The sequence below is a fragment of the Salinilacihabitans rarus genome (genome assembly GCF_024296665.1).
In the GTDB taxonomy this organism is placed as follows: domain Archaea; phylum Halobacteriota; class Halobacteria; order Halobacteriales; family Natrialbaceae; genus Salinilacihabitans; species Salinilacihabitans rarus.
Window position 1 is genome coordinate 1136369 of record NZ_CP100762.1, and the last position, 17045, is coordinate 1153413.

General features: G+C 71.6%; 16 protein-coding genes. 9 read left to right on the forward strand and 7 right to left on the reverse strand.

Annotation, left to right across the window (positions count from 1 at the left end; translation table 11 throughout):
- Positions 1–52: 52 nt before the first annotated feature.
- Positions 53–703, reverse strand: coding sequence for a helix-turn-helix domain-containing protein (locus NKG98_RS06020; protein WP_254768758.1), 651 nt, complete (start codon positions 701–703; stop codon positions 53–55).
- 87 nt (positions 704–790) lie between these two features.
- On the opposite strand from NKG98_RS06020, the gene hutU reads away from it, so the two are divergent.
- From hutU to hutH, 4 genes are read left to right on the forward strand one after another with little or no spacing between them, the layout of a single operon-like run.
- Positions 791–2581, forward strand: a complete 1791-nt coding sequence (gene hutU / locus NKG98_RS06025) for a urocanate hydratase (RefSeq protein WP_254768759.1) — start codon at positions 791–793, stop codon at positions 2579–2581.
- Positions 2578–3528, forward strand: a complete 951-nt coding sequence (gene hutG / locus NKG98_RS06030; RefSeq protein ID WP_254768760.1) for a formimidoylglutamase — start codon at positions 2578–2580, stop codon at positions 3526–3528. Before hutU ends, hutG begins: the two co-directional genes overlap by 4 nt.
- Positions 3525–4793 carry an imidazolonepropionase gene (hutI, locus tag NKG98_RS06035; protein ID WP_254768761.1) on the forward strand — a complete coding sequence of 423 codons (1269 nt, stop codon included), beginning with the start codon at positions 3525–3527 and terminating at the stop codon, positions 4791–4793. Before hutG ends, hutI begins: the two co-directional genes overlap by 4 nt.
- A complete protein-coding gene (gene hutH / locus NKG98_RS06040; RefSeq protein ID WP_254768762.1) occupies positions 4790–6385 on the forward strand; it encodes a histidine ammonia-lyase in 1596 nt (531 codons plus the stop codon). Before hutI ends, hutH begins: the two co-directional genes overlap by 4 nt.
- A 248-nt stretch (positions 6386–6633) precedes the next feature.
- Here hutH and NKG98_RS06045 read toward each other — a convergent pair whose 3' ends face one another.
- Positions 6634–8607, reverse strand: a complete 1974-nt coding sequence (locus NKG98_RS06045) for a bacterio-opsin activator domain-containing protein (protein ID WP_254768763.1) — start codon at positions 8605–8607, stop codon at positions 6634–6636.
- Positions 8608–8797: 190 nt separating this feature from the next.
- On the opposite strand from NKG98_RS06045, the gene NKG98_RS06050 reads away from it, so the two are divergent.
- Entirely contained in the window at positions 8798–9715 is a 918-nt protein-coding gene (locus tag NKG98_RS06050) for an NAD-dependent epimerase/dehydratase family protein (protein WP_254768764.1), read from the forward strand.
- Between the two features lie 58 nt (positions 9716–9773).
- Positions 9774–10604, forward strand: a complete 831-nt coding sequence (locus NKG98_RS06055) for an aldo/keto reductase (RefSeq protein ID WP_254768765.1) — start codon at positions 9774–9776, stop codon at positions 10602–10604.
- Position 10605: 1 nt separating this feature from the next.
- Here the strand turns inward: NKG98_RS06055 and NKG98_RS06060 are convergent, their stop codons facing one another.
- Entirely contained in the window at positions 10606–11010 is a 405-nt protein-coding gene (locus NKG98_RS06060; RefSeq protein WP_254768766.1) for a DUF8147 domain-containing protein, read from the reverse strand.
- Positions 11011–11050: 40 nt separating this feature from the next.
- Positions 11051–11365 (reverse strand): YbjQ family protein, encoded by a 315-nt coding sequence (locus NKG98_RS06065; RefSeq protein ID WP_254768767.1) that lies wholly within the window; start codon positions 11363–11365, stop codon positions 11051–11053.
- Between the two features lie 87 nt (positions 11366–11452).
- Here NKG98_RS06065 and mce point away from each other — a divergent pair, with 87 nt between their 5' ends.
- Positions 11453–11836: a methylmalonyl-CoA epimerase gene (gene mce, locus NKG98_RS06070; RefSeq protein WP_254768768.1), complete on the forward strand. Its 384-nt coding sequence runs from the start codon at positions 11453–11455 to the stop codon at positions 11834–11836.
- Positions 11837–11842: 6 nt separating this feature from the next.
- Here the strand turns inward: mce and NKG98_RS06075 are convergent, their stop codons facing one another.
- From NKG98_RS06075 to NKG98_RS06085, 3 genes are read right to left on the reverse strand one after another with little or no spacing between them, the layout of a single operon-like run.
- The gene (locus NKG98_RS06075) at positions 11843–12724 is read right to left on the reverse strand and encodes a hypothetical protein (RefSeq protein WP_254768769.1); all 882 of its coding nucleotides are present in this window, start codon (positions 12722–12724) and stop codon (positions 11843–11845) included.
- 36 nt (positions 12725–12760) lie between these two features.
- Positions 12761–13615, reverse strand: coding sequence for an alpha/beta fold hydrolase (locus NKG98_RS06080; RefSeq protein WP_254768770.1), 855 nt, complete (start codon positions 13613–13615; stop codon positions 12761–12763).
- Between the two features lie 3 nt (positions 13616–13618).
- On the reverse strand, positions 13619–14257 hold the full coding sequence (locus NKG98_RS06085) for an FAD-dependent oxidoreductase (protein WP_254768771.1): 639 nt from the start codon (positions 14255–14257) through the stop codon (positions 13619–13621).
- A 165-nt stretch (positions 14258–14422) separates the two neighbouring features.
- Here NKG98_RS06085 and NKG98_RS06090 point away from each other — a divergent pair, with 165 nt between their 5' ends.
- Complete coding sequence (locus NKG98_RS06090; RefSeq protein WP_254768772.1) at positions 14423–16177, forward strand: 2-oxoacid:acceptor oxidoreductase subunit alpha; 1755 nt, start codon at positions 14423–14425, stop codon at positions 16175–16177.
- Positions 16174–17037, forward strand: a complete 864-nt coding sequence (locus NKG98_RS06095; RefSeq protein WP_254768773.1) for a 2-oxoacid:ferredoxin oxidoreductase subunit beta — start codon at positions 16174–16176, stop codon at positions 17035–17037. The genes NKG98_RS06090 and NKG98_RS06095 overlap by 4 nt, the downstream gene beginning before the upstream one ends.
- Positions 17038–17045: the final 8 nt, after the last annotated feature.

Below are 17045 nucleotides of genomic sequence, written 5' to 3' on the forward strand. Positions count from 1 at the left end.
GACTGTCGCGTCGCCGTGAACGGCTCCTCGGGCCGACGGTCAGGCGAGGCGATCAGTACAGGTACGAGACCATCGACGTGATCAACTTCCGTTCGGCCCGGCGGAGGTGGTCCTCCGCGGTCCGCCGGCTGACGCCCAGTTCGTCGGCCAGTTCCCGCGTCGTGGTCCCGCGTGGGAGGTCGTAGTAGCCGCGCTCGACCGCCAGCGAGAGGGCGGCCCGCTGTCGCCCCGTCAGCGTCGGCACCACGTCGTCGAGGGTCAAAAGCGGCGAGGAGTGAGAGGGCGCGCCGACCTCGCGTTTGGTCCGGACGTCGATTTCGAAGCCGTCGGCGACCAGGTCGCGGTAGAGGTCGGTGAGGCTCCGCGAGTCGAGCGCGAGCACGCGACAGTGCTTCGCGCCGTCCTCGTACCACAGCGGCGGCAGGAGGAGGCAGTTGTGCGACTCGAGGTACCGCTCGATGTACGTCGTCTCGTGGCGCTTGAGACACGAACTCGTGATGACGATCGCTTCCCCGTCCCCGCGGAGTTGATCCTCGATCCCGATGTCCGCGCGGATCCGCGAGAGCAGGGGATCGATCGCCGAACCGGCGACGTACAGCAGGTCCGAGTGGTCGTTACACCAGAGTTCGATCCGGCAGTCCGTGCCGGCGGTCGGCTGGGTGTAGGCGCTCGAATCGGAGACGGTGAACGTGGCCTCGTACACGTGGTACCAGTTCCCACCCGACGGTTTATAAAACCCTTTCCGAATGGAACGCTCCCGGTATTGCCCCTTCGCGAAGTTGTGACACGCATGACCGACGACCGAACCGCGACGCCCGGACGCGACGCGCCGAGCGAGCAGTGGCGCGAGTACCGGGGAGCGCCGACCGGAACGGACATCGAGTGCGAGGGGTGGCGCCAGGAGGCGGCGCTCCGGATGCTGAACAACAACCTCGACCCCGAGGTCGCCGAGAGGCCCGAGGACCTCGTCGTCTACGGCGGGACGGGCCGGGCGGCGCGCTCGTGGGACGCCTACGACGCGATCTGCGGCGAACTTCGGGACCTCGCGGACGACGAGACGCTGCTCGTCCAGAGCGGCAAGCCCGTCGGCCGCTTTACCACCCACGAGCGCGCCCCGCGCGTGCTGATCGCGAACTCGAACCTCGTGGGCAAGTGGGACGACTGGGAGCACTTCCACGAACTCGAAGCGAAAGGGCTGATCATGTACGGCCAGATGACCGCCGGGTCGTGGGCGTACATCGGCACCCAGGGGATCATCCAGGGGACCTACGAGACGCTCGCGGAACTCGCGCGCCAGCACTTCTCCGGTCCCGCGAGCGACGCGAGGGGGACCTCGGAGGACGTTCCGTCCTCCGGTGGCGACCTGACGGGACGGATCGTCGTCACCGGCGGCCTCGGCGGCATGGGCGGCGCCCAGCCCCTCGCGGTCACGATGAACGGCGGCGTCTGCGTCGCCGCCGAAGTCGACGAGGCGCGGATCGACCGGCGCATCGAGACGGGCTACTGCGAGGAGAAGACCGACGACGTCGAGGAGGCGATCGAACGCGCCGCGGCGGCCGCCGGGGCGGGCGAACCGTACTCGGTCGGCGTCCACGTCAACGCCGCCGACCTGCTCGAGACGCTGCTCGACCGCGGGTTCGTCCCCGACGTGATCACCGACCAGACCGCCGCCCACGACGCCCTCGAAGGCTACTACCCGTCCGGCTACACCGTCGACGAGGCCGACCGCCTGCGCGAGGAAGAGCCCGACCGCTACCTCGAAGAGAGCCTCGACACGATGGAACGGCACGTCGACGCGATCCTCGAACTGCAAGAACGGGGCGCGATCGCCTTCGAGTACGGCAACAACATCCGCGGGCAGGTAAAAGAGCGCCGCGGGATGGACGAGGCCTTCGACTTCCCCGGGTTCGTCCCGGCGTACATCCGCCCGCAGTTCTGCCGCGGACGCGGGCCGTTCCGGTGGGTCGCCCTCTCCGGGAACCCCGAGGACATCTACCGGACCGACGAGGCGGTCCTCGAACTGTTCCCGGAGAAGGAGTCGCTGCGGCGCTGGATCGAACTCGCCCGGGAACGGGTCCAGTTTCAGGGCCTGCCCAGCCGGGTCTGCTGGCTCGGCTACGAGACCGACGACGAGGGGCTGACCGAGCGCGCCCGCTTTGCCCTGCGGATCAACGACCTCGTCCGTGAGGGCGAAATCGAGGCGCCGATCGTCGTCACCCGCGACCACCTCGACGCGGGGTCGGTCGCCAGCCCGAACCGCGAGACGGAGGCGATGAAAGACGGCTCGGACGCGGTCGCCGACTGGCCGATCCTCAACGCCTTGCTCAACTGCGCGGCGGGCGCGGACATCGTCTCGGTCCACGACGGCGGCGGCGTCGGCATCGGCAACGCGCTCCACGCGAACAACCACGTCGTCCTCGACGGCACCGAACTGGCCGCCGAGAAGGCGACGGCGGTGTTCACGACCGACCCCGGGACGGGCGTGATCCGCCACGCCGACGCGGGCTACGAGGAGGCCATCGAGGAGGCCCGCGAGTCCGGCGTCCGCGTGCCGATGGCCGACCGGGAGGTGGAGGAGTGACCGCCTTCGCGGAGCCGCCGCGCTGGGAGCGCCCGTCGAGCGACCCGAACGACGAGACGTTCGGCGACGTCGTCGCGGCGGCGACGCTCGAAACGGCCGCCGCGTACGACGCCGTCCTCGTCGGCGAACCCTACGACGGCGCGGTGATCGGCCGTCGCGGCGCGCGCGAGGGGCCGGCCGCGATCCGCGAGGCGCTCGCGGGGACGAAGACCCACCACTTCGACGCCGGGCCGGTCGCGGCCGTCGGCGACCTCGGCGACGTCGCGCTCCTCGCTTCCGACGCCGACGGGGAGTCGTCCGCCTCGGTCGCGGACCTCCAGCGGCGGCTCCGGGAGACGACCGCCGCGGTCCACGACGCCGACGCCCTCCCCGTCTTCCTCGGCGGCGACAACTCCCTGACCTACGCGAACGTCGCCCCGCTGCTCGAACGGGGTACCGTCGGCGTCGTCAACCTCGACGCCCACCTCGACGTCCGCGAGGTCCGCGAGGACGCCACGAGCGGAACGCCGTACCGCCAGCTCCTCGACGACGGCCTCGCGGCCTACGCCTGCGTCGGCGCGCGCCACTTCGAGACCTCGGAGGCGTACCACGGGTTCGTCCGCGACCGGGGCGGCGAAGTCGTCACCGCCGAGGAGGTCGGCGCGGACCCGGTCGAGGCGGCCCGACTCGCGCTCGACGCGATGGACGACGCCGAGTCGGTCTACGTCAGCCTCGACTGCGACGTGCTGGACGCGAGCGCCGCGCCGGGGGTCAGCGCCCCGACGCCGGGCGGGGTCTCCACGCGGGAACTGTACCGGCTCCTGCGGGTGCTCGCGGGCGACGACCGACTCGCCGGCTTCGAGGTCGTCGAGTGTGCCCCGCCGCTGGACCGCGACGGACTGACGGTCGACGCGGCCGCCCGCGCGGTCGCGCACGTCCTCGCGGGCGCGACGGGGGTGAGCCGATGAGCGACGCGGGCGGCGGCGGGACGACCGTCGTCCACGGCGCCGCGGAACTGGTCGTCGGCCCCCGCGACGGGACGCCGGGCGACGGACGCCCGCTCGACGTGGTCGAGGACGGCGCGTTCGCCGCCGTCGACGGCGAGGTGGTCGCCGTCGGACCGACCGCGGCAGTGACCCGCGAGTACCCGCCGGAGAACGCCGACGCGGCCGTCGACGCGAGCGGCCGGGCCGTCGTCCCCGGCTTCGTCGACCCGCACACCCACGCCGTCTTCGCGGGCGACCGCTCGGACGAGTTCGCGGCCAAGTTGCGGGGGAAAAGCTACCGGGAGATCCTCGCCGAGGGCGGCGGCATCCTCCGGACGGTGCGCGCGACGCGGGCGGCAAGCGACGACGCGCTGGTCGAGAACCTGCGCGGGCGCCTCGACGCGATGCTCGCCCGCGGGACGACCACGGTCGAGGTGAAGTCGGGCTACGGCCTCGAGACGGAGACGGAGTTGCGCCTGCTCGACGCCATCGACCGCGCGAACGACGAGCACCCGGTCGACGTCGTGGCGACGTTCCTCGGGGCACACGCGGTACCGGAGGGCCGCGACCCGGACGACTACGTCGACGAGGTCGTCGAGGAACAGCTACCGGCCGTGGCCGACCGAGGGGTCGCCGAGTTCTGCGACGCCTTCTGCGAGGAGGGGGCCTTCGACGTCGCCCAGTCCCGGCGGGTGCTCGAAGCCGGCCGCGAGCGCGGCCTCGCGCCGAAGGTCCACGCCGAGGAACTCTCGCACCTCGGCGGGACGAAACTCGCCGCCGAGGTGGGCGCGACGAGCGCGGACCACCTCCTGTACGCCACCGACGAGGACGTCGCGGCGCTGGTCGAGGCGGGGACGGTCCCCGTGTTACTGCCCGGTACCGCCTTCGGCCTCGGCGCCGACTACGCCGACGCGCGGGCGTTCCTCGACGCGGGCGCCTCGCCGGCGCTCGCGACGGACTTCAACCCCAACTGCCACTCGCTCGATATGGGCTTCGTCCAGACGCTCGCCTGCGTCGAGATGGGGCTGACGCCGGCGGAGTCGCTGCGCTCGGCGACGCGAAACGCCGCGCTCGCGCTCGGCCGCGACGACGGCACCGGGACGCTGCGACCGGGCGCGCCCGCCGACGCGCTCGTGCTCGACGCGCCCTCGTACGCCCACGTCGCCTACCGGTTCGACACGTCGGCCGTGGAGACGGTCCTCAAGGGCGGGCGACCGGTCGTCGAGGGCGGGGAGGTGCTCGCGTGACCGTCGAACTCGACGGCGAGACGCTGACGCCCGACGAGGTCGTCGCGGTCGCCCGCGAGGACGAGCGGGTCGCCCTGACCGACGACGCCCGCGAGCGGATCCGCGCGTCGCGCGAGCGCGTCGTGGACGTCGTCGAGAGCGGCGAACCGGTCTACGGGCTGAACACCGGCTTCGGCGACCTCGTCGACCAGCGCATCCCGCCCGAGCGGATCGAACAGTTACAGACGAACCTCGTGCGCAGCCACGCCGCCGGGGCCGGCCGGGAACTGGCCCGCGAGGAGGTGCGGGCGATGATGGTCACCCGGATCAACGCCCTCGCGAAGGGCTACTCGGGGGTTCGCGAGGTCGTCGTCGACCACCTCGTCGCGATGTGCAACGCGGGCGTCCACCCCGTCGTCAAGTCCCGCGGGAGCCTCGGCGCCAGCGGCGACCTCGCCCCGCTTGCGCACATGTCGCTCGTCCTGCTCGGCGAGGGCGAGGCCGACGTCGACGACGGGCCCGACGCGACCCGCCGACTCCCCGGCGACGAGGCCCTCGCGGCGGCCGGCCTCGACCCGCTGTCGCTCGCGCCGAAGGAGGGGCTCGCGCTCGTCAACGGGACGCAGTTGACCGTCGGGGTGGCGGCGCTGGCGGTCGTCGACGCCGAACGGCTCGTCCGAACGGCGGACCTCGCCGGCGCGTTCACCACCGAGGTCGCCCTCGGGACGACCGCGAGTTCCGACCCGGCGATCCACGACGTCCGGCCCCACGACGGCCAGCGCGAGAGCGCGGCGCGGGTCCGGCGGGTCACCGCCGGGAGCGAGGTCGTCGAGGCCCACCGCAACTGCGACCGGGTGCAGGACGCCTACTCGCTGCGCTGTCTCCCGCAGGTCCACGGCGCCGTCCGTGACGCCGTCGCACACCTCCGGGCGGCCGTCGAGGTCGAACTCAACAGCGCGACGGACAACCCGCTGGTCTTCCCCGCCGACCGCGTCGACGACCGCGCCTCGGGGACCGACCGCGCGGCCGTGCTCTCGGGCGGGAACTTCCACGGCGCGCCGCTTGCGCTGCGCCTCGAGTACCTCCGGCTGGCGCTGGTCGACCTCGCGGCCGTCTCCGAGCGCCGGATCGACCGCCTGCTGAACCCGAACCTCCAGGAGGCACACCTGCCGCCGTTTCTCGCGCCCGACAGCGGCGTCCAGTCGGGGTACATGATCGCCCAGTACACGGCCGCCGCGTTGCTCAACGAGATGCGCGCGCTCGGCGCGGCGTCGACGGACAACACGCCCGTCAGCGGCGGCCAGGAGGATCACGTGAGCATGAGCGCGGGGTCGGCGACGAACCTCCGGCGCGCGCTCGCGAACGCGCGGACGGTCGTCGCGACGGAACTCGTCTGCGCCGCCCAGGCCGCGGAGTTCGTCGACGACGCCTTCGACGCCGACGGGCCGCTCGCCCTCGGCGCGGGGACCGGCGCCGCCTACGACCTGATCCGGCAGGTCGTCCCCCCGCTCTCGACCGACCGGCCCGTCCACGCCGACGTCGAGGCAGTCGAGTCGCTGCTCGACCGCGGCCTGTTCGAGGAGGCGGTCGCGGAGGCCCTCGGCGACGCGTAGCGGCCCGGGCGGCGCCGCCGAGCGCCCCGGCTGTCGGGTAACGTTATGCCGCTCGAATTCGTACCCCCGGACGCCTTCGACGTACGGAGGCGACCGGTCGCGAGGGAAGAGACCATTCGAGTCACGACCACCTACCGCCCCTCGCACCCGGTTCGGCGGCGGCGGGCGCCGACGCGGCAGGCCGTACGCGCGCGGATGGTACAACCGTGGTGGCTAATCGTTTAGCGTCGCGGCCGTCGACCCCGTGCTCACGCCGACGTGCCGCCGCCCTCCTCGAAGAACTCGGAGAGCAACTCCCGGAGCCCCTTGCGGAGGTGCTGGTGCATCGTCGGCGGCGAGATGTCCATCGCGTCGGCGACGTCCTCGCCGGTGCTGCCGCGGGGCCAGTCGAAGTAGCCGCCGTAGTACGCGAGTCGGAGCGCCGTCAACTGGCGGTCCGTGAGCCGATCGAGGATGCGCTCCCGGCGCTCGGCGGCGGTGTGGACCGGCCGGTCGACCTCGCGTCTGGCGACGAGTTCGGTGCGCTCGTAGATCCCTCGCAGCGCCTCGACGATGCTTCGCACCTCGGCGTCGCGGGGGACTTCGATCAGCAACTGCCCGACGCCGTCCTCGACGGTGACGTCGCGGATCGTCGCGCCGTGGTTCGCGAGGATCCGGACGCCGGACTCGTGGAGCCTGATCTCGACGGTACAGCGGCGCTCGCCGTCGTGGATGAGTCGACACTCGTCGACCGACTCGTGGGCGTTCGCCTCCGCGAGCACTGCCTCCCCGTCGATGCCGTCGATCGTGATGTACTGGTAGGTCTTCCCGCGGGCGGTCGTCCCCGCCCACTCGAGCAGGCACCGGCAGTCGTACTCCGCGGAGAGGTCGAACGAGAACGAGTCGCCGCCGTCGATCCGTAACTCGAGTTCGACCACCGAACTCGCGAACAGCAGGCGACGGTTCTTCACGGCGTTGATCGCGAAGCCGATGGTCTCCCCGAGGACGCGGAACGCCTCTCGTTCGCGGGCGCCGAAGGCGTCGTCGCGGCTGGCAAGCACCGCGAGGACGCCGTAGACCGTCCCGTCGTGGTCGATCGGGACGGCGAGTCCGGACCTGACGTCGTGTTCGCGGGCGGCCTCCCGGAGGCGCTCGTCCATCGGCTCCTTGCGGTGGAGCCGGTTGTTGGTCTGGATCGTTCCGGTCCTGATCGCCCGCAGCGACGGCCGCTCGTAGTCGACCGACAGCCCCTCGACCGCGTCGAGGAACGACTCGGCGGCCCCGGCGCCGGTCCGGTAGGAGACCGCGCCGTCGCCGACCGCCTCGCCGATCCACGAGCCGATGTAGAGGTCCGACTCGACGAGTTGCTCGCAGACGTTGCGCTCGATGGCCGACCGGGTGGGCGCCTCGACCAGCGTCTCGATCACCCGCCGGACGACCGCGTTGATCCGGTCGAGGGTTTCGAGGTGGTCGCGCCGCCGGCGCAGCGACCGCTCGCGCTCGACGCGTTCGGTGACGTCCCGCGCCAGCCACACGACCGCGCGCCGGTCCCCGATGGGTCGGTCGATCGGGACGACCCGCGCCTCGAACTGCCGGTCGCCGTCGGTCGTCGCCGTCTCGTACTCGACGGTCTGGACCTCGCCGGTCTCCAGCGCCCGGTCGAGACAGTCCCGGAGGTCCGCCGCGACGTCCGCCGGGAAGGCGTCCTCCAGCCGACGGCCGACGAGGTCGTCGGCGGAGACGCTGTAGAGGTCGGCCGACTCCGGGCGAACCTTCACGTCGAGGTACGTCCCCTCCTCGTCGAGGACGAACGCCTCGTCCGGGAGGGCGTTCGCCAGCACGCGGTGGAGGGGGTCGCGGTCGACCGCCTCGGCGGGGTCGTCCGCGCAAATGGCCTCGCGGACCGTCTCGGCGGGGTCGTCGTCGACCGCCGGCGAGGCGTACGCCGCCGCGCCGTGGCGGAGCGCGACCGCGGCGAGCGCCTCGTTGCCCGCCGGCGGGGCGACGGCCGCGGGCGTCCCGGGCGCGTACTCGTCGACCGCCGCCAGCAGGTCGGCCGCCCGCTCCGGGCTCTCGACTGCCAGAACGACCCCGTCCGGGTCGCCGTCGGACAGCCGATCCGGGAGGGCAGACGGCGCGACGACCTCGACGACGGTCGACTCGTCCCGAAGTCGGTCCGGTAACGAGCGATTTCGCTCCCGCGTTGCGACGAGGACGGTATCGGTCCGGCGCTCGGATGCCATGTGCTGGTCGCGGATCCCGACGGTGCGTCGGTCCGTGTCGTTGCGTCGTCACAACCGGGGGCGGGGACAAAAGTCTGGCCATCTACCACCGGACGATCACGTTCCCGTCCCCGGCGTAACGTTCGCGTACTCGTGACAGTACGTGATCATAATAAAATCGTTCTAATAACCCGACGTGGACGTGCCGGCCATGGAGGGAGAGCGGATCCTCGTCACCGGCGGCGCCGGGTTCATCGGGTCGAACCTGACGAACCGCCTCGCCGCCGACAACGAGGTGGTCGCGCTCGACGACGGCTACCTCGGTACGGCAGAGAACCTCGACGACCGGGCGACGTTCGTCGAGCGCAGCGTCCTCGACGACGACCTCCCGACCGACGTCGACGTCGTCTTCCACCTCGCCGCGCTCTCCTCGTACCGAATGCACGAGGAGGAGCCTCGCCGCGGCGCCCGGGTGAACGTGGAGGGGTTCGTCAACGTCGTCGAACAGGCCCGGCGCGACGGCTGTGAGACGGTCGTCTACGCCTCGACGTCGTCGATCTACGGGGACCGGACCGCTCCCGCACCCGAACTGCTCGACGTGACCGCCAACACCGGCTACGAGGCGTCGAAACTCGCCCGCGAGCGCTACGCCGAGTACTTCTCGAACCACTACGACCTGTGCCTCGCGGGGATGCGCCTCTTCTCGGTCTACCAGGGGTACCACGGCGCGGAGAGCCACAAGGACGAGTACGCGAACGTGATCGCGCAGTTCGCCGACGACGTCGCCCACGGCCGCTCGCCGGAGATCTACGGCGACGGGAGCCAGACGCGCGACTTCACCCACGTCGAGGACGTCGTCTCCGGGCTGGAACTGGCCGCCGAGTGCCGGCTAGACGGCGTCTACAACCTCGGGACGGGCGAATCCCACTCGTTCGACGAGGTCGTCGACCGGATCAACGCCGAACTCGGAACGGACGTCGACCCCGAGTACGTCGGGAACCCCATCCCCGCGGACGTCTACGTCCACGACACCTGCGCGGACCCGATGCGGCTTCGCGCGGCGACCGGCTGGGAGCCCGAGGTCGACTTCGAGGAGGGCGTCCGGCGCGTCTGCGAGCCGTACCGCTGAGCCGCGGTCGACGCGCGCCGGCCCCGCTTTGATTAGCCCGCCGCCCGAACGCGACCCCGTGAGAACGAACGCCACGACGGGGACCGTCGTCGCGGGCGGCGCCGAGGTCCCGGCGCTCGGGTTCGGCACCGCGCGTACGACCGGCGAGGAGTGTCGGCGGGCGGTCGAGGCCGCGCTCGACGCGGGCTACCGCCACGTCGACACCGCGACGATGTACGACAACGAGGCCGCCGTCGGCGAGGCGCTGGCGGAGAGCGACGTCCCCCGGGAGGAGGTCTTCGTCGTCACGAAGGTTCACCCGGACGACGCCGCCTACGACGACGCCGTCGAGTCGGCCCGCGGGAGCCGCGACCGACTCGGCCTCGACCGGATCGACCTGCTGTTGCTCCACGCACCGAGCGACGTCGCCCCGCTCGCGGAGACGATCGAGGCGATGAACGACCTGCAGGCCGACGACGTCGTCGACCACGTCGGCGTCAGCAACTTCTCGGTCGCGCAACTCGATGAGGCGGTCGACCGCTCCGAGACGCCGATCGTGACGAATCAGGTGCGCTATCACCCCTACGAGCACCGCCACGACCTGCTGTCCTACTGCGTCGAGAACGAGGTCCTGCTGACCGCGCACACGCCGCTGGCGGAGGGGGCCGTCGTCGGCGACGAACGGCTGGACGCGATCGGCGAGCCCCACGGCAAGTCCGCCCCGCAGGTGGCGCTGCGGTGGCTGCTCCAGCAGCCGTACGTGGCCGCGATCCCGAAGGCCGCCAGCCGCGCCCACGCCGAGGAGAACCTCGACGTCTTCGACTTCGAACTCTCCGACGAGGAGATGCAGGCGGTGTTCGAAATCGGCGGCGGCCTCCCGGAGGACCTCGCGGCGACGCTGGGGCTGTGACTCACCGCGAGCGCGGCCGGCCGCGGGCGCCGCCGAGGCCGCGACTCGCGTACGCCGAGACCGCGAGGGCGAGGGCGATCCCGACGACGACCGCCGTCGAGAGCCGCGAGCGAACCGGCGGGACGGCGTACCGGACGGCAAGCAGGGCGACGACTCCGTAGCCGAACGCGGCCGCGGCGTCGACGAGCCGTCGCGCCCGGCCGCCCCCGCTCCCGTCCCCGTTCTCGCCCGACGCGACCGACAGCGCGACGACCGTCGCGACGCCGCCCGCGACGAGGCCGGCCGGCAGGCCGACCAGCAGCGAGAACGCGATCCGGCCCGCCAGCGCCTCGGTGACGGCGGCGGCGACGACGAGGAAGGCGGCCAGTCCCGTCCCGACCGCGGCGACGACGGGGCGGGCGCTCATCGCGTCGCCCCGTCGGCCGGGGTCCCGGTGGCCCGCGACATCACTCCAGACGGACGGCGGTCCCGTAGGCGAGCACCTCGGCGCCGCCGTCGGTGACCTGCGAGGTCTCGAGGCGGACGTTGACGACCGCGTCGGCGCCCATCCGCTCGGCGTCCTCCTCCATGCGGGTGATGGCCTCGTCGCGGGCCTTCGTGAGGAGTTCGGAGTAGGCCTTCAGTTCGCCGCCGAAGACGTTACGGATGCCCTGGGTGATGTCGCGGCCGACGTTTCGCGCCTCGACGGTGTTACCGCGGGCGACGCCCAGCACCTCGACGACCTCGCCGTTCGGGACGGTTTCGGTGTTCGCGATCTGCATACCCGGTCCGTTCTCACGGGGAGAGCATACGCTTTGCCCCGGGCCCGACCGACAGTATAACGCCCCCGGCGCGCGCAGGTCGACCCGATGCGATTCGACCACGCCGGCATCGCGACCGACGACGCGACCGCCCTCGCGGCGCTGTTCTCGGACCTGTTCGACGCCGAGGTCGTCCACGAGGAGGAGTTCGACGGCATGGCCGTCGTCTTCCTCGACCTCGGGAACGGCTACTTCGAACTGCTCGAACCGCTCGCGGGCGGCACGATCGCCGACTACCTCGACCGCCACGGGCCGGGAATCCACCACCTCGCCGTCGAGACCGACGACGCCGCCGCGGCCCTGGAGACGGCGCGGGACCTCGGGATCGAACCGATCGACGACGAACCGCGGCCGGGCGCGTGGGGCCACACCGTCGCCTTCCTGCACCCGCGGGACACCGGCGGCGTGTTACTCGAATTCGTCGAACACTGACACCCGTCACTCGCCGACGTCGAACGATCCGACGTCGACGAGGTCGCCGTCCCGGTCGTGGCGGACGTCGACGCGCCCCGGCGGCCCGTCCGCGAGGTCGACCCGCGCCTCGTAGTCGACTTCGCCGAGGCACTCGACGCAGGCCTCGGCCGCGCTCTCGCCGACCGCGACGACGACCTCGAGGACCTCGCCGTCCGGGTCGGCGGCGACGCACGTCGGGAGGACGACGTGACACGGCGTCGGCGTTCCGATCGTTCCCTCGACGACGACCGACCCGTCCTCGACGGCGACGTCCGCGCGCTCGACCGCCTCGTCGCTCGCGCAGGCCTCGTCGAGGCGGTCGAACGCGACGTCTTCGACCGGCGTCTCCCCCCGGACCGTCCGCGAGGCGGTTTCGATTCCGTCCTCGTCGACGGTCACGGCCGTCCGCGAGAGGCGGTCCCAGCCGCCGGAGCCGTCGACCCGCGTCCGGGTCCGCGACCCGTCGCTCTCGACGGCGACGTCGGCGTCGTCGCCGAACGCCAGCACCTCGAGGTACGCCCCCGCCGGGAGGTCGACCGTCTCGTCGAGCGTCTCCGGACCCGAGGCGACGTCGACCGCGACCGCGACCGTCTCGTCGGTCGCGTTCCGGACCCAGACCTCGCTCGGGCGGGCGGCCTCGTCGTCCCCGGTCGTCCCGACGAGGAACCGGTCGAACGGTTCGTCGGACGCCCAGTCGGGCCGCCCGGCGCGACAGGGCGACTCCTCGTCGCCCGCGTCGTCCCCGTCGTCGCTCGAGAGGGCTCCGTCGAGGGCGGTCCGGTCGACTGCCGCGGCGCCCAGTCCGCCGGCGGCGGCCACGGCCGCCCCCGCGGCACCGACGCGGACGAGCACGTCGCGTCGCTTCATGGGCGGTCGAACGACACCCGTCCGTAAACCCCTTTTTCAGTCGGTACTGACCGTATCGGCCGGTGATACGGCGACGGCCGCCGGCGACGCTCCGGTGCGCTCGCGGGTGCCGACGCGGTCGTCGAACCACTCGACGGTCGCCTCGACGACCCGCGCCCGCGCCTCCCCGTCGTCGATCGCGGGCGGGTCGTCGCCGCGCTGGTCGCCGTAGGCGCCGAACTGGGCGTGGTTCATCCCCTCGACCTCGACGACCGTCGCGTCCGACCCGAGCAGGTCGCGGTTCGCACGTTCGGTCGCCGCGTCGATGACGCCGTCGGCGCCGCCCTGCACCGAGAGGACTGCGAGCCCGGTCCCCCGGAGGTCGTCGCCGTCGTCGCAGTAGGCCGCGAACAGGACGACGCCGTCGACGCGGCCGGGATCGTCGGCGGCGTACCGGCAGGCCATCGCCCCGCCGAGCGAGTGACCGCCGACGACCCACCGGTCGACGTCGGGGTGGGCGGCCGCGACGTCGGCCGCCGCGTCGGCGTCCAGAACCGCGAGGTCGAGGGGCATCTTCGGGATCACCACGAGGACGTCGCGCTCGGCGGCGAGGTCGGCCAGCGTCGGCGCGTAGGCGGCGGGGCGCACCCGGGCGCCGGGGTAGAAGACGAGGCCGACGGTCTCGTCGGTCACCTCGCCCCCGCGGACGATCACGTCGTCATCGACGCGCTCGACGGTGACGTCCTCGCGCGCGTCGAGGCGGTCGAGCGCCGCCGGATCGGCGCGGTAGGTCGTCCCGAGGAAGACGGCCGCGCCGAGCGCGGCCGCGACGACGAGGAGGGCGACGAGGACGAGCGCGACCGTCCGCCTCCGGCCGCGAACGGCCTCGAACGCCGCTGCGACGCGGCCCACGGCTCACCCGAAGTTCTCGATCTGCGCGTCGTTGGGGTCGCCCCCGGCGGCCTCGATGGCGTCGGCGACCCGGCCGACGAACGGCGCGAAGCCGAAGACGTAGAACTGGCCGTCGCCGAGGTGGGACTCGACGGCGTCGGCGAGGCGGCCGCCGCCGCCGTCGTCGATGATCGTCACGGTCGCGCCGGCGTCCGCGAGGGCGTCGAGGCGGTCGACGTGGGCCGGCGAGAGGTCCTCGTAGACCACCGCCGCCTCGTGGCCGGCCTCGTGGGCCGCCTCGGCGATGGCGACCGCGGGGCCGACGCCGGGCCCGCCCGCGACCGCGACGACGTCCCGGTCGCCCTCGTAGGCGATCCGGCCGTACGGCCCCTCGACCCGGATCGTCTCGCCGCCTTCGAGTTCCGCGAGCCACGGCGAGAGGTCGCCCTCGAGGTCGACGCCGACGGTGAGTTCGAACGTCCCCTCGACGTCGGGCGAGGAGATGGTGTAGTGGCGGGCGATCTCCTCGTCCTCGGGGGCCGCCTTCAGCAGGACGAACTGCCCCGGCAGCGCGTCGAACCCCTCCGGCGTGGCGAGTTCGAGCGCGACGGTGTCCGGCCCCACGTCGCGAACGTCCTCGACGGTGACTTCGGTTTCGTCCATGTCGGAGCGGTTGTTCCGGGGGGCTGAAAGGCGTTCCCATCCCTCATCGGGCGGGCGCCGACTGTCGAAATTATTCACTACAATCCGGGTAACTATTGGGGGAAATCGCGGGAGGGTGGGCTTTCAGAAGTCTTTTGATCGCCCCCGGGCAAGGTCCGTTAGGACATGACAGAGGACCTCAACTGGGCGATTGGAGGCGAAGCCGGCGACGGCATCGACTCCACGGGGAAGATCTTCGCCCAGGCACTCTCGCGGGCCGGACGGCACGTCTTCACGTCGAAAGACTTCGCGTCGCGAATCCGCGGCGGCTACACCGCCTACAAGATCCGCACCTCCGTCGACCGCGTCCAGAGCGTCGTCGATCGGCTCGACATCCTGGTCGCGCTCACCCAGCGGACCATCGACGAGAACCTCGACGAGTTACACGAGGGAAGCGCCATCATCTACGACGGCGAGCGCTCCTGGGAGGCCGAGATTCCCGAGGAGGCGACCGGCGTCGACGTGCCGCTGAAGTCACTCGCCGAGGAGGCCGGCGGCGCGATCATGCGCAACACGGTCGCACTCGGGGCCGCCTGCGAGATCACCGGCTTCGACGTCGAGTACCTCGACGAGTCCCTCGAGAAGCGCTTCGGCGGCAAGGGCTCGAAGATCGTCGAGAACAACAAGGAAGCGGCGCGTCTCGGTCAGGAGCACGTTCAGGAGAACTACGACCTGGACCACCTCGGATACGATCTCGAGACGACCGACGAGGACTACGTCCTGCTCAACGGCAACGAGGCGATCGGGATGGGGGCGATCGCCGCCGGCTGTCGGTTCTACGCCGGCTATCCGATCACGCCCGCGACCTCGATCATGGAGTACCTGACGGGCCGGATCGACGACTACGGCGGCCACGTCGTCCAGGCCGAAGACGAGCTATCGGCGGTCAACATGGCCCTCGGGGGCGCCCGCGCGGGCGCCCGGTCGATGACGGCCACCTCCGGTCCGGGCATCGACCTCATGACCGAGACGTTCGGCCTCGTCGCGACCAGCGAGACGCCGCTGGTCATCGCCGACGTGATGCGGTCGGGTCCCTCGACGGGGATGCCCACCAAGCAGGAGCAAGGCGACCTGAACATGACGCTGTACGGCGGCCACGGCGAGGTGCCGCGGTTCGTCGTCACGCCGACGTCGATCGCCGAGTGCTTCTGGAAGACGATCGAGGCGTTCAACCTCGCCGAGAAGTACCAGACGCCGGTCTTCCTCGTCTCCGACCTCGCGCTGTCGGTGACCGAGCAGACGTTCCGGCCCGAGACGTTCGACATGGACGCCGTCGAGATCGACCGCGGCAAGATCGTCGACGAAGACGAGGTCGAGGAGTGGCTCGACGGGCAGGGCCGCTTCCGCGCCCACGCCGCCACCGAGGACGGAGTCAGCCCGCGTGCGCTCCCCGGAACGACCGACGCCGCGCACATGAGCACGGGCCTCGAACACGACGAACTCGGCCGACGGACCGAGGACACCGACACCCGCGTCGAACAGGTCGACAAGCGAAACCGCAAGGTCGAGACCGCGAAGGAACGCGAGGACTGGGACTACCGCGAGTTCGGCGACCCCGACGCCGACACCCTCGTGATCACCTGGGGCTCGAACGAGGGCGCGCTCGTCGAGGCCCTCGACTACCTCGAAGCGGAGGGCGTCGACGTCCGCGTGATCTCGGTGCCGTACGTCTTCCCCCGGCCGGACCTGAGCGAGGAGATCGACGCCGCCGAGGACGTGATCGTCGTCGAGTGTAACGCGACCGGTCAGTTCGCGGACTTGCTCGAACACGACACGCTCACCCGCGTCAAGCGCATCAACAAGTACACCGGCGTCCGCTTCAAGGCGGACGAACTCGCCGCGGAGATTCAGGCGAAACTCGAAGCGGAGGTTCCAGCATGAGTTCAGAGGTTCGATTCACCGACTTCAAGTCCGACAAACAGCCCACGTGGTGTCCCGGCTGCGGCGACTTCGGGACGATGAACGGCATGATGAAGGCGCTCGCCGAGACCGGCAACGACCCCGACAACACGTTCGTGGTCGCCGGCATCGGCTGTTCCGGCAAGATCGGGACGTACATGCACAGCTACGCCCTCCACGGGGTCCACGGCCGTGCGCTCCCGGTCGGCACCGGCGTGAAGATGGCCCGGCCCGACCTCGAGGTCATGGTCGCCGGCGGCGACGGCGACGGCTACTCCATCGGCGCCGGCCACTTCGTCCACGCCGTCCGCCGGAACGTCGACATGACCTACGTCGTCATGGACAACCGCATCTACGGGCTGACGAAGGGGCAGGCCTCGCCGACCAGCCGCGAGGACTTCGAGACGTCGACGACCCCCGAGGGGCCGAAACAGCCGCCGGTCAACCCCCACGCGCTCGCGCTCGCCGCCGGCGCGACGTTCATCGCCCAGTCGTTCTCCTCGGACGCGCTGCGCCACCAGGAGATCATCCAGCAGGCGATCGAACACGACGGCTTCGGCTTCGTGGACGTCTACTCGCCCTGTGTCACGTTCAACGACGTCGACACCTACGACTACTTCCGTGACACCTTGGTCGACCTGCAAGACGAGGGCCACGACCCGACCGACTACGACGCCGCCAAGGAGGTCATCCTCGACTCCGAGAAGGAGTATCAGGGCGTCATCTACAAGGACGAGAACTCGGTGCCGTACCACGAACTCCACGGCGTCACCGAGGACATGTCCGAGATCCCCGAGGGCGCTCCCGAGGACGCCACGGACCTCGTCCGCGAGTTCTACTGACCGCCGGC